This is a genomic window from Aquincola tertiaricarbonis (assembly GCF_000969605.1).
Taxonomy (GTDB): domain Bacteria; phylum Pseudomonadota; class Gammaproteobacteria; order Burkholderiales; family Burkholderiaceae_C; genus Aquincola; species Aquincola tertiaricarbonis.
On the sequence record NZ_JZUE01000049.1, the window covers coordinates 1 to 13,567 of the forward strand.

Here is a 13,567-nt window from a genome sequence, read left to right on the forward strand (position 1 = left end):
GAAGTGCATCGGGAAGAAGGTGATGTTGAAGCTGATGATCGAGACCCAGAAGTGGATCTGGCCGCGGCGCTCGTCGTACATCACGCCGGTCCACTTGGGCGACCAGTAGTAGAAGCCGGAGAACATCGCGAACAGCGAGCCGGCCACCAGAACGTAGTGGAAATGCGCGATGACGTAGTAGGTGTCGTGCACCTGGATGTCCACCGGCGCAGTGGACAGGATGACGCCGGTGAGCCCGCCGATGGTGAACACGAAGATGAAGCCCACCGCGAACAGCATCGGCGTCTCGAAGGTCATGGAGCCGCGCCACATGGTGGCGATCCAGTTGAACACCTTCACGCCGGTGGGCACCGACACCAGCATCGTCGCGTACATGAAGAACAGCTGCCCCGTCACCGGCATGCCGGTGGCGAACATGTGGTGCGCCCACACGATGAACGACAGGATGCCGATGGCGCCGAGCGCATACACCATCGAGGTGTAGCCGAAGATGCGCTTGCGGGCGAAGGCCGGCACCACCTGGCTGATGATGCCGAAGGCCGGCAGGATCATGATGTACACCTCGGGGTGCCCGAAGAACCAGAACACATGCTGGTACAGCACCGGGTCGCCGCCGCCCGACGGGTTGAAGAAGCTGGTGCCGAAGTGCCGGTCCGTCAGCGTCATCGTGATGGCGCCTGCCAGCACCGGCATCACCGCGATCAGCAGGTAGGCGGTGATGAGCCAGCCCCAGCAGAACAGCGGCATCTTCAGCAGCGTCATGCCCGGCGCGCGCATGTTCAGCAGGGTGACGATGATGTTGATCGAGCCCATGATGGAGCTCATGCCCAGCAGGTGCAGCGCGAAGATGGCCATGTCCATGCTGGCCGGCATCTGCAGCGTCAGCGGTGGGTACAGCGTCCAGCCTGCCGCGGGCGCGCCGCCCGGCACGAAGAAGCTGATGACCAGCAGCACGGCCGCCGGCACCATCAGCCAGAAGCTGAAGTTGTTCATGCGGGCGAAGGCCATGTCGCTGGCGCCGATCTGCAGCGGCAGCATCCAGTTCGCGAAGCCGACGAAGGCCGGCATGATGGCGCCGAACACCATGATCACGCCGTGCATGGTGACGAACTGGTTGTACAGCTCCGGGTTGAAGAACTGCAGCCCGGGCTGGAACAGCTCGGCCCGTATCAGCAGCGCCAGCACCCCGCCCACCATGAACATGGTGAACGAGAACAGCAGGTAGAGCGTACCGATGTCCTTGTGGTTGGTGGCGAACAGCCAGCGCCGCCAGCCATGCGGCATCTCGTGGTGCTCGTCGTGCACTTCGCCCTGCGGCGTGCCGTGCGCGGCGCCACCGGCCTGGTTGGGTGGATACAGGACCGTGCTCATCTCGTCGCTCCCTCACAGGACGCCCCTCTCTGCGGGGCCCGGGCGTCGATGGCAAGCCAGGTGCCGCGGGCGCCTGGGCGCCTCAGACGCCCGGTGACGAGCAGCACCCGGCCACCGCCTCTTGTCTGCCACCGCGTGCGGCAATTACGGCCGTCCTCAGCGCGGTGCGGACTGCACGACCGCGGGCTCGTCGGTTCCGCTCGTTGCGCGGTGATGAAGCTTGCGTTTTCTTTGCGCACGCGCTGTCACCGAGCCGGGTGATTTCTGGTCGATGAGCGGGACGGACGACCAACCCGTGTGGCGTATGGCACGCGCGCTGTCTGCCAACCGTGCGCCACTGTGCTGGATTGGGCGCCTGCATGCCCAGGCCGCCAAGCGGTGGTTGGCCGCTGTGTAGCGGGTCGCTGATCCGTCCCAGCAAAACGGCCCCGGCCTGAGACCAAGTCGGTCTTGCAATGACGTGCGCGGGGCCAGGTGACCAGCCACCGTGTCCGCCCGCACGCAAACAGGCGTCGCCGCGCCGCCTGCACAGTGAAGTCGCACGCTGGTCCGATGGACAACACGCGCCTGCCAGCACGGACGAATGGGCGCCGGGCAACAAACCGTCGGAAACGAGGCGGCCGATACGCCGTGTTGTCACAAACGAGGACCCGGCCCTCGCCGGGTGCCCCATCGATCCACTGTTGCAGGCCTACCGGGAGGCTGTTGCGCGCGGCGCTTCTGACCGCACGACGCACCTGGGGCTGCTGAAGCATTTGCTGGTCCAGTGGGAGCGGGTGGTGGTGTCAGACTTGCACCAGTTGCCAGCGGTCGAAAGTGACCTGGTGTCGGATGCCCGGCGCCGTCTGTCGGGCGAGGCGGCAGCCCGCTGCGGGAGGTCAGGAGCAAACGCTTGCCGTAGCAGCGCCGCTCGCCGGGTCGGCCTCCGTCATACGGCCTTACCATTCTGCCAGCACCGGCCTACTGATCTCTGTTGGCGCTGCGCGACAAGGGGAGGCTCTTTCTCCAATGCGTGCGGGCGGTGCCTGATGACAATGTTTGAATCACGTCATGACGGCGTTCCAGAACGACTCAGACACTCGCCCAGACGGCGACAGACGTGTAGCCGCAACGCTGCCGCCGATCGATGTCTCCCAGTTGCGCCGCTTGCGTGCTGGGTCACGGCACGACCTGTTCAGCGTTAACACCGACGACGGCGGACATGTCATCAAGATCGCGGCAGCCGACAGCACTTCGGCGAACGGCAACGCGGCGCTGCGCCACGAACACGAGATTCTCGGCAGTGCTCGGCTGCCTGGCGTCGTGCACATGCTGGGCACGTCGCGCATCGGTCCACGGCCAGGTTCCAATCTTGCGTTATGGATGGTCGACGCGGGGCCGTCTAATCTCGCAGAGCAGCTTAAGAACGGGCCGTTGCCATTGGCAGTGGCCCTGCACGTGGCCCTGCAGCTTGCGGAGGCCGTGCAACACCTCCACCGGGCACACATCGTGCACCGCGACATTTGTCCAGAGAACGTCGTTTGGGATCCGGACGCACGCCGCGCGACAGTGTGCGACTTCGCGCAGGCGGTAACGTTTACCTCGCTGGCCAACAGCGAAAGCCCGGCGCCGTTCGGGGGCAACATGGCCTATGCCGCGCCGGAGCAGACCGGGCGCACTGGACGGACGATCGATGCCCGTGCTGATCTCTATGCACTGGGTGCCACGCTCTTTGCCCTGCTGGTCGGCCGGCCACCGTTCGACGACCAGGACGTCGTGCAGTTGGTGCACGGCCACCTTGCCCGCCGCCCCGACGCGCCCCATTTACTGCGCCCGGACATCCCGCCTGCGGTGTCGGAGATTGTCCTGAAGTCGCTCGAGAAAGAGCCGGCGGTGCGATACCAAACGGCGGACGCGCTGGCGACGGACCTGCGCAAGGCCCTGGGACGGCTGACGGCGACGGGCGCCATCGAGCTGTTTCCGCTGGGCCACCAGGACGTGCCGCGGGAACTCAGCATTCCTCACAAACTGTACGGCAGGGATGGTGATTTGGAGGCGCTCGATGCAGCCTTTGCGCGTGCACGGCGGGGCGAGCGCGCGCTGGTGCTGATCTCCGGCGCCCCCGGCGTTGGCAAGTCGGCGCTGGTGGGCCAGCTCGCAGCGTCCGTCGCTGCTCATGATGGTTTTTTCATTGCAGGCAAGTTTGACCAGCTGCAGCGCGGGGTGCCGTTTTCCGGCCTGGCGCATGCTTTTGACATGTTGGCGCGCCTTCTGCTGCTTGAGCCGGAAACGGTGCTGGCTGACTGGCGGAGGCGCATCGCTGCGGCCGTCGGGCCCAACGGCCAATTGCTGGTCGAACTGGCGCCCCTGCTTGGCAAGGTCCTGGGCCCGCAGCCGGCCGTTGGCGAGGCCGGCCCGGTAGAAGCAAAGAACCGCTTCTCGTCGGTGGTGACACGCTTCCTGGGGGTCTTTGGCGAGTCGGAGCACCCGCTGGTGCTCTTCCTCGACGACGTTCAGTGGATGGACTTGGCCTCGCTGGAGTTGCTCGGGCATTGGCTGGAGGACGGCGCACTGCACCACGTGCTGCTGCTCGGTGCCTACCGCGACAAGGAAGTGGGCAGCGCCCACCCGCTAACGCTGTCGTTGGCAGCGTGGCGCGACGCTGGGCACCAGATTCGCGACATCCACCTCGTGTCACTCACCACGGCCGACTTGGCGCAGCTGGCAGCCGACACGTTCAGGACGTCGCTGGGCGAGGCCGCACCGCTGGCCGAGCTCGTCCTGCGTAAGACGGCGGGCAATCCATTTTTCGTGCGCCGCCTGCTGTTGCAGCTGCACGTGCAAGGGCTGATCCGTTTTGTGCCCGAGGCGGACGCGTGGCGCTGGGATCTGGACGCACTCAATAGCGCACCGATCGCCGAGAACGTGGTCGACCTGTTAACGCAGGCCATCCAACGCCTGCCCGCGGCGACCCAGGCGCTGGTGCAGGTTTGTGCCTGCATCGGTCACCGTGTCCCGCTCAACATGCTGGCCGACGTCAGCGGCCATGCGCTGCCCGCGGCTGTGCAAACGCTGCAAGCTGCGCTGGACGACGGGCTGCTGGTGGAGGTCGGTCAGACCGCTGCTTCGGGAGGTCCCTTCAATGCGCCGACCGGCACAGACGCGCTTGCACATAGCGTGCAGTTTGCGCACGACCGGGTGCAGCAGGCGGCTTACGCAACGCTGCCGGTTGACCGGCGGCGTGCGCTGCATCTCCAGATTGGCCGGCGCCTGCTCGATCGGGCCGACGCAGTCCAAGTCAATGTGCGGCTGTTCGAAATTGTTGACCAGCTCAACCTCGGCGAAGACGACATCGTCTCGCCAGCCGAACGCCTGCGGCTGGCTGAACTGAACCTGGCGGCCGCCGGGAAGGCGCGTGCGTCGGCGGCGTATCAGGCGGCACACGGCTACCTCACCGCGGCGATGCGTCTGCTGCCCGATGCGCCCTGGGCCGTGCAGCCGGCCCTGACCTTGGAGCTGCATCGCTCGCTGGCGGAGGCCGCCTACCTGACGGGGCGCCATGGACAGGCCGATGCGCTGATTGACACCGCTCTGTCGCACGCCGCGTCGAACGCTGCCAAGGCCGACCTGTACAGCCTGCGGGTGCTGGCGGCGACCGTAATCGCTGATTGGCCTGCTGCGTTGCATTGGGGCCGCGAAGGCCTGGCCGTGTTCGGCCAGGCTTGGCCTCTGGACGGGCTGGCTGCGGCGAACGAGGCCGAAGCCAATGCAGTGATGGCAAATGTGGGCGACCGGTTTATCGAAGGTCTGGTGGACTCGCCCGAGGTGCAGGACGTGGAGACCAGGGCCTGCATGCGCCTGTTGTCGCTGATGGGGCCGCCAGCTTACTTCAACGGCGCCGAGGCCTTGACGTTTTTAGTGGCGCGTGCGGTGAACCTGTCGTTGCGCCATGGACCATCCCCGTACTCGGCCTTCGCCTACGTGTTCTACGGCGCGCTGCACAACGCACGCACAGGGCAATATGACATCGGCTATGCGTTTGGCAGTCTGGCGCTGGCGCTCGCGCGGCGATTTGCCGACCGGGCCGAGGAAAGCCGCGTGCTGGAGGTGTTCGGCCTGCTCGTGCATGGCTGGAACGCACGGTTGCGCGACAGCCTGCCGCTGCTGAGGGAAGGTTATCTTGCCGGTGTCGAGTCGGGTGAAGTGGCCTACGCTGCGTTCAACCTCAACTCGGTGTGCATCAACGGCCTTCCCGCCGGAATTCCGCTAGCCGACCTGCTGGCGCACGCCGAGGCGGCGCTGACCTTCGCTGACCAACACAGCAACCAGACCAGCACCGAGATCGCGCTGCCGTTCCGACAATTTGCCCGCACCCTGTTGGGGGCCACGCCGTCATACCACAGTTTCGACGACGACAACTTCCAAGAGCAGCAGTTTCTGGCGCGGGCCAAGGACAACGGCACCGCTCTCGGCAACTTCTGGGTGGCGCGGCTGCAATGCGCCTACCTCTTCGGTGACAACACCACTGCCTTGCGAAGCAGCCAGGAAGCAGAAAAGCATGTCGCCGCCGGCATTCTGGGCATGATGCCGTCGGCCGAGCACGCCTATTACACGGCGCTGATGCTCGCCGCGCAGCTGGACACCGCGCCTGCGGCGGAACAATCCTCGTTGCATCCGGCGCTGCAGGCACGGCACCAACAGCTGTTGCATTGGGCGCGGCACTGTCCTGCCAACTTCGCGCACAAGGCAGCACTCGTCGGGGCCGAGATCGCGCGCCTGGCCCGTCAACACCTTGCGGCCGCCAAGCTATACCGCGCGGCCATTGATGGTGCCGCGCAATACGGCTTTATTCAGGACGAAGCCCTGGCCCATGAACTGCGAGCGCGGTTCTTCCTGTCGGTGTCGGAGCCCGAATTGGCCGGCGCCCACTTCCGCGCGGCGCGCGACTGCTATCAGCGTTGGGGGGCGTTGACGAAGGCGCGTGCGCTGGAGGTGCAACGGGCGGAATGGTTCCCGCTGGGCACTCGCACGGCCGCGCGCCCGTCCATCGATGCGTTGGCGCTCATGAAGGCCTTGCAGGCGATTTCGGTCGAAACCGACCCCGAAGCGCTGTTCGAACGCATCTTGCTCGTGGTGCTAGAAGCGTCCGGCGCCACCGGCGGCGCCTTGGTGCTGGGGGAGCCGGACGAACCGACGGTGCGCGCGCGCATGGCCGCCGGTCCCGGCAGCGTCGTGTCGCTGAACCACATGCCTCTGGATCAGAACGACGAGCTGCCGGCGAAGATCATCCGCTATGTCGTGCGTGCGAACGAGGTACTCTTGCTGGACCACGCTGCCCGCGCAGAGGCGTTTGCCAGTGACGCGGCGGTGCGCCGACGCGGGCTGTTGTCTGTGCTGTGCGTGCCGTTGCAGCGGCACTCCCGCGTGGTAGGCGCTCTGTACTTGGAAAACAACGTCCTGTCGGGGGCGTTCGGGGGTGACGTTGCCAGCGTCGTGCAGGTGCTCGCTGGTCAGGCCGTCATCTCGCTGGACAACGCGCAGCTGCACGAGGCGTCCAAACGCGAGCTCGCACAGCGGGAAACGGCCCAGGAGGCCCTGCGCGAGGCCGACCGCCGAAAGGATGAATTCCTGGCCATGCTGGCCCACGAGCTGCGCAATCCACTGGCTGCCATTGCGGCGGCCGCCGACCTGCTGCATCGCTTCGGCCACGAGCAGGCGCGGGTGGACAGAACTGGTGCAGTCATCACGCGCCAGGTGCGGCACATGAAAGGGCTGATTGACGACTTGATGGACGTGTCCCGCGTCACACGGGGGCTGGTGAAGCTGGAGCAGGTGACGGTGGACGTGTACCGCGCGGTGCTGGATGCCGTCGAGCAGGTGCGGCCGCTGGTCGAGGCCAAGCGGCACGTGCTCACACTGCAAGCGCCGCCGCAACCCGCCCGGGTGCGCGCCGACCCGAAGCGGCTGGTGCAGGTGTTCGGCAACCTGCTGACCAACGCGGCCAAGTACACGCCGGAGGGCGGCAAAATCACTGTGGCGCTGCACATGGATGCCGCCGCGGTCGTCCTGCAGGTCAGCGACACCGGCCAAGGCATGTCGCCGGACTTATTGGCCCACTGCTTCGACCTGTTTGTGCAGGCAGAGCGCAGTTCCGCCCGCACGGCGGGCGGCCTCGGCATCGGGCTGGCGCTGGTCCGAAGCCTGGTCGAGCTACAAGGCGGCAGTGTTCGCGCCGAAAGTGCGGGCCATGACAAGGGCAGCCGGTTCACGGTGACCCTTCCGCGCTTTCAGGAAGACGTTGACCCGGACACGACCGCCGCGTTGCCCGACGAAGCTGCCGCGGCGGCGCGGGGCCGCCTGAGAGTGCTGGTCGTGGACGACAACGAGGACGCCGGTGAACTGCTGGTCATGCTGTTGGAGGAACTCGGGTACGCCACGCAGTTCGAGAACCACCCCGTGCGCGCTCTAGCACATGTCGCGCAAGCGCGACCCGACGTCTGTCTGCTGGACATTGGCCTGCCCGAGATGGACGGCTACGAGCTGGCCCGCCGCATCCGTGCCATGCGCGGCGCGCGGCCGATGACCCTGGTCGCTATCACCGGCTATGGCCAGCCGCAGGACCGGGACAACGCCTTCGCCGCGGGGTTTGACGCGCATTTCACCAAACCGGTGGACACCGAAAAGTTGGCCGAGCTGCTTGCCGCGGTTCCTGCGCTCAACGCTTGATGCAAGGCGCGGGTACACGGCCTACGTTGCCCAGGGACCAAGACTGCAGCAACCTCGCGGTGACTCTCATGGTCAGCATGCCGAATGGAATCTGGGCGCAGGGCAGCCGCTTGTCCACCCGGGCGCAGTGTCACGCTCCGGGTCTGCTCAGTTATCGAGTGAATGCGCCGTAAGGTCGAGCCGCGTGGAAGAAGCCGGCGACAAGGATTCGTCGGCACCTGCGACTCGGAACCCGTGTGCTCTCAACGTAACTCATGACCCGACGGTGCAGCGCGTGACATGAGCAACCCTCGTGCGACGACGGACGGACATGCAACTGTGCGGAGCGCTACAGCGGTCCGGGCTGGTCCGGCTTGGAAGACGACAAGGACGCCGGCGTGCAGCAGGGGAGGGCAACAGGCCTGAGCATCGTCGTCTCTTGGCTTGAAGAGTCGGGTACTCCGGCGCACCGGCACTTTGAGCAGCGTGGGCCGAGACTGGCGAAGAGCATCAGGGCGGGAGGCCCGGTGGCTTTGTTAGCGTCTGGCCGCCCCACATTGACGGCGATCAGTAGGTCTTGCTTGCGCTGGCTTCCAGCGATGTGGCAAGAGCTCGTCGAGCTGGGAGTTGCGCAGCGTCGGCAACCGCTGCAGCACGTCACGCAGATAGGCCCAAGGCTCATGCCCGTTGATCCGTGCTGACTGCACTAGGCTCATGACGATGGCTGCGCGCTGGCCGGCGAGTTCGCTGCCCACGAACTGCCACGCTTTGCGTCCCATCGCCCAGGGCGTGTTCTGCGCTTGAGGTGGTTGTTGTCCAGCGGCACTGCGCCGTCTTTGAGATGTTGGGTGAGTGCCTGCCAATGGCTCAGCATGTAATCGATGGCCTTGGCCGTCGCACCGCCGTCAGCGACTGAGCGCCGCTCGAGCTGGAGCCAATGGCGAAGCTCGTTCATAGTGGCCTGGCCAGGCGCTGCAAAGTCCCCGTGTCCCGCGCTACGCACTCCGGCCCTCGTCACCGAAGTCCATTAGCTCCCCCTCAACTCCATAGATGCAGGCGAACCGTCGAAGTGCATCCAGCCCGATGGGGCTCGTGCCTTCATGCGTCAGGTCCTCGAAGTTTCCGCGCGCATGAGCGGCGCATGCAGCGCTAGTGCGCCCTGGGTAATGCTAAGGGTCCACCACGGCGTCGTACGCACCGTAGCGGTCAGTGAACAGCGTCCCGGACCATCGTCGCTCTCCGCGTCGCTCGTCGCCATTGAGGACGGCCACCGGGTACTGCGCCCCGCGCCCTCGGCAGAAGTCATAGACGACGCCGGGCACCGCGTCGTGCCAACTTCACGCGTAGGCCCACATGTAGGCCCGGCGTGTCCTACCCGCGCCGGGGTCCAGCAAGGCTACCGGCGTCTCGTCAGCGTGCAGCACGCGGCAATCGAGCACAAAGCGCTTGGGCAGCACGTACAGCGGCTCCAACGCCGCGCCCACCCGGCCTGTCCCGGCTGCGCAACTTCCATCATCGGCTCCGTCAACTGCTCGGCCACCGCCATCGGACCGCGGCCGAGGACGCCGAGCGCCTGTTCCGCTGCGCATCGGCTCCGAGTGCTCGTGGCAAAGCGGCGGCAACATCTCGACCAATGCCGGCGGCACGGCCGTGCTCCGCTCTGCTACGACCTCAAGCAGCTCTTCGTTGGTTCAGAAGGCACCTGGCCATCGTCACGGCCGCCGTGGTCAAGCTCATGGCGCTGCCCCGCACATCCTCCATGGCGCTTGCAGCGGTGCAATGCTCGGCCGCCGCGGTGGCCCTTCTGGGAGAGGCCAAGACGCTTCCGGCCAAGCCGTCACCGCGTTTGAGTTCATCTCTGGCCCTGCGCTGGATCTGGTGCGGAGTACCTGGGCAACGCTAATTCGCCGCTTGACGGCGGGCATGCCTGGATGGTGCTGATCGAACTGACCTCGGGCGGTGCGTCCGAATGCGCCATGCTGGCAGTGCCGACCTTGATGTGGAAATCGCCCTTGTCTGGCTCGATCCGATTAATCGGCGCGGGCTGTCGCCTCACAACCGGCGTTGGCCAGCCACAGACAAGAGTGGAACAAGGTCTTGACTTGGGCGTCGTTCGCCCTCTTTGCAGCGCTTGCTGCAGGACAACGTGGAACTACTGGCAGGCCATGGCGTCATCATCGATCACCAGCGCCCTGGCCACGGGATGGCACCGATGCGAGGCGTTGCCGGATCGCACAGGCCACTGCCTCACCAACGGCGGCTTCAAGTTCCGCCCTCCGCCTCAGCTTGTCGCTGGCGCCTAAGGACCCCTTTAAGCAATGCCAGCCTCCTTCGACGCATCCCTGTGCCGACCAGCGCACGGTGCGCTGCAGGTCGTACCACGCCGTATAACTGAACACCTGGGCGTCCACCTCGCAGATGTCACTGAAGGCCGAACTGGTCGTCGGGAGCAGCGCGGCGGAAAGCCGGCGGCGCATTGTCACAACTGGCCATGCAGCCAGCGCGACAAGCTTAGTGATCCGGCGGAACGCCCGCACGCCTGCACTGCACCGGAAGCGAAGCTGGTTTCTCGGACGCCACAACAACATTATCGACTGCTCTCCCGAGGTGAACCGTGTTGAACTGGTAGACCCGACGTGTCCATGCGCGCCCGCGGGACGAGCGCTTGAGCGCCGCTTCGGTGCTGTCTTGTCAGTGGGGAAGTGTGGCCTGTGCGGCGGCTCGCTGGAAGCTACATAAGCGTGCAGGGTCGGGTCATGCAGAACGCAAACTTCTGAACGGCCCCGGGTTCGGTCGTGCGCAGCAGGGCATGTACTTCGGCCACGTGCCCCCTGCGGTGCCACTGGAAACGATGCTGCCTGCGCGAGACGAGCTGTGGCGGTTCGTGGACGTGGATGCGCCTGTGGACGCCCGAGGGCAGGTTGCGTGGCATTCTGGCGCCCGTTTGAGCTGCGGTTCAGCGCGCCTAGTGCAGGCTCGCGCGCCGGACCCGGACTGTCCAAGCACGGCGCCGAGGTGTCGATCGTGGCCTGCAGCGGCGAGGTACTGTTGGGCCCGCCTAGCACGGCAACACAAATCCTCCCGAAGGCACGCTGGAAGCGGCGCCCCGCCAACCAACATCGGGCTGCCCAGCTACTGCGGCGGGCAGCACGTCATCACGACATTGATCGCCCGCCAACCGGGACGGCTAGGACGCCGAGTGCGGCACGCCGTAGCAGACCTGCATGTGCTCGAAGGTCCCACCGCCCTCCGAGTGCAGCTGCATCCCGTGCAACACCATGCCGCCAGCGTCCATCGAGATGATCTGCGGGTCGAACAGCGGGAGCAGCAGGGACTGTCGCACCGTGCCAGGCACGCCGAAAAGGTCCATCCTTTTCAGCGGACGCCGGGCATTTGTCTCCGGCATCACCGTCAACTCCAACTCCCCAACCACTGGCTCGGGCCATTCGCCCCGCCGCAAGCGCCGGCCGGCCAAGCGCAGCTGTGTCACAGCCCACTTCATCACAGTCCTTGGATCGCAGGCGACGCTGTACACCCATACAGTCCTCGCCTGCGTAGGATGCCTGGGATGTGCAATCGCTACCACCCAGCGCGCGCGGAGGAGATGACCTTCTACCGCGAGGTCTTTGGCGTCGATGAGCCGCCTCGTGGCCACATTGGCGACCCCCTGTTTCCGCGTGACATCGGCCCGTTCGGCCAAGGCGTCTTCCTCCGCACGGCGCCCGAGAGCGGACAGCTGCAAGAGGTGCTCGGCCAGTGGGGCCTCATCGGCTGGTTCGCCAAGTCAGCCGTGCCCCCTCGCAAGCCGGGCCGCGGCGGGCCGATCCTGACGAACAACGCCCGGATGGAGACCATCGGGGAGAAGCCAACTTTCCGGGATCCGTGGAAGCGTGGCCAGCGGTGCATCATTCCCGCGTGGTCGTATGTCGAGCCCAACTGGGAGAGCGGCCGCAATCAGTGGTGGCGCTTTCGCCGCGCCGATGGCCAGCCGTGGGGCATGGCAGGGCTGTGGAACACCTGGATTGACAAGCAAACCGGCGAGGTTGTCGAAAGCTACACCATGGTGACACTTAACGCAGATCACCACCCGCTGCTGAATCGTATGCACCGGCCCGACCCCACCCGCCCGACGACGATGCAGGACAAGCGGGCCGTGGTGCCCCTGCATCCGTCGGCCTTTGACGCGTGGCTGCGCGGGACTGTCGACGAGGCCACAGCCGCATTGGCGCTGCCCCATATCGATGACTATGACGCCGGCCCGGACCAGCCCTCGCTGCTCACCGGTGGCATTGAGAAGCAGAACCCCGACCAGCTGACGCTGCTCTAGTGCGCTTGCGGCGTGTTGAAACCTCGCCGAGACCGGCCCATTGCGCAACATGCGCTTCACGGACGACGGGCCCGAGCTGCTCACACTGGCGGGCGCCGGCAGGTCCGAACAGCCCGCAGGGAAGCAGCGTCACGGCAGCTACGACGTGCGCTCTTTGATGATGGAGGGATGGGACATGGAGGATCCCATGGTAGGTGGCTGCTCGTCAGTTTCCGGCCGTGCGCGTCTTTGAAGGCGCTCAGTCGCCACGTAAGCCGGGCGCGATCCGGGGTGTGCCAACTTACAGCGCCGCGTCTTTCACTTTCTTGAGTGCACGCAGGCGCAGCTTTGTCGTCGCTGGCTTCGCAGCAAACGTCTGCTCCTGTTTGGTGAAGGGGTTGATGCCCACGCGCTTCTTTTTGGCGGGCACGGCAACGGCCGTCACCTTGAGCAAACCCGGCAACGTGAATTCGCCCAGTCCCTTTTTGTGCAGCGACGCCAGCATCGTGGCTTCGAGTCCGGCCAACACGGCTTTGACCTGCTTGACCTCAACGCCGGTCGTCTGCGCCAGGTGCGCCAGCAGGGAAGTCTTGTTGAAGGCAGAGGTGATGGGCTTCAGGGCCGCGCCGCTCGATTTCTTGGCAGCAACGGCCTTCTTGGCGGTGACGGTCTTGGCGGGCGTGGACTTCTTGGCAGTGACCATGAGGTAGTTTTTCCTATGAAGTTGACGTGACGGTGTGTCAGGAGCGATTCTAGGCAAGCGCCACGCCTGAATGCCTGATGGCGCAGGTTTGCACTCACCAATTCGAAAAAAGCGCTTTGATAGCCATGACCAGTTTCCAATTTGTTAACGGCAGAAACCAATCGAGGTATTCCGTGATGCGGCATACTCCGATCTTCCTGATCCAATGAGACCGCCAATGGCAAAGAAGTCACTCGCCGATCTGCAGGCGCAAATTGAAAAGCTGCAAGCCGAAGCCAACCAACTTCGCGAACAAGAAAAAGCCGGTGTGGTGGCCCGCATTCGTGAAGCGATCGCGGCCTACGAACTGACCGAGCGGGATCTGTTTGGCACCGCGTCGCGCGCGGTCGCACCGAAGGGCGGTCGTCAGTCAAAGGCCCGTGCGGCAGCCTATGCCGATGGCGCAGGCAATGTATGGGGCGGTCGTGGTCCGCGTCCACGCTGGCTGCGCGAAGCGCTGCAAC

Annotated in this window: 6 protein-coding genes and 2 pseudogenes; 3 read left to right on the forward strand and 5 right to left on the reverse strand. The window is 65.5% G+C overall.

Annotated elements, in window-relative coordinates:
- A partial coding sequence (locus VO99_RS27015) for a cytochrome c oxidase subunit I (RefSeq protein WP_046116076.1) occupies positions 1-1,371 on the reverse strand: 1,371 nt, incomplete at its 3' end.
- Positions 1,372-2,421: 1,050 nt separating this feature from the next.
- Between VO99_RS27015 and VO99_RS27020 the strand changes: the two genes are divergently transcribed.
- On the forward strand, positions 2,422-8,076 hold the full coding sequence (locus VO99_RS27020) for an AAA family ATPase (RefSeq protein ID WP_083440986.1): 5,655 nt from the start codon (positions 2,422-2,424) through the stop codon (positions 8,074-8,076).
- Positions 8,077-8,591: 515 nt separating this feature from the next.
- Here the strand turns inward: VO99_RS27020 and VO99_RS32075 are convergent.
- From VO99_RS32075 to VO99_RS27030, 3 genes and pseudogenes are all read right to left on the reverse strand, one after another.
- A pseudogene (locus tag VO99_RS32075) lies at positions 8,592-8,962 on the reverse strand (transposase domain-containing protein); the annotation flags it as partial.
- 262 nt (positions 8,963-9,224) lie between these two features.
- Positions 9,225-9,680: pseudogene (locus VO99_RS32085) on the reverse strand (IS66 family transposase).
- 1,562 nt (positions 9,681-11,242) lie between these two features.
- Positions 11,243-11,545, reverse strand: coding sequence for a hypothetical protein (locus tag VO99_RS27030; RefSeq protein WP_232315592.1), 303 nt, complete (start codon positions 11,543-11,545; stop codon positions 11,243-11,245).
- A 114-nt stretch (positions 11,546-11,659) separates the two neighbouring features.
- On the opposite strand from VO99_RS27030, the gene VO99_RS27035 reads away from it, so the two are divergent.
- Entirely contained in the window at positions 11,660-12,382 is a 723-nt protein-coding gene (locus VO99_RS27035; protein WP_232315593.1) for an SOS response-associated peptidase, read from the forward strand.
- A gap of 280 nt (positions 12,383-12,662) precedes the next feature.
- Here the strand turns inward: VO99_RS27035 and VO99_RS27045 are convergent, their stop codons facing one another.
- The gene (locus VO99_RS27045; protein WP_046116081.1) at positions 12,663-13,064 is read right to left on the reverse strand and encodes an HU family DNA-binding protein; all 402 of its coding nucleotides are present in this window, start codon (positions 13,062-13,064) and stop codon (positions 12,663-12,665) included.
- 217 nt (positions 13,065-13,281) lie between these two features.
- Between VO99_RS27045 and VO99_RS29945 the strand changes: the two genes are divergently transcribed.
- The coding region (locus VO99_RS29945) for an H-NS histone family protein (RefSeq protein ID WP_083440990.1) at positions 13,282-13,567 on the forward strand (286 nt) is incomplete at its 3' end.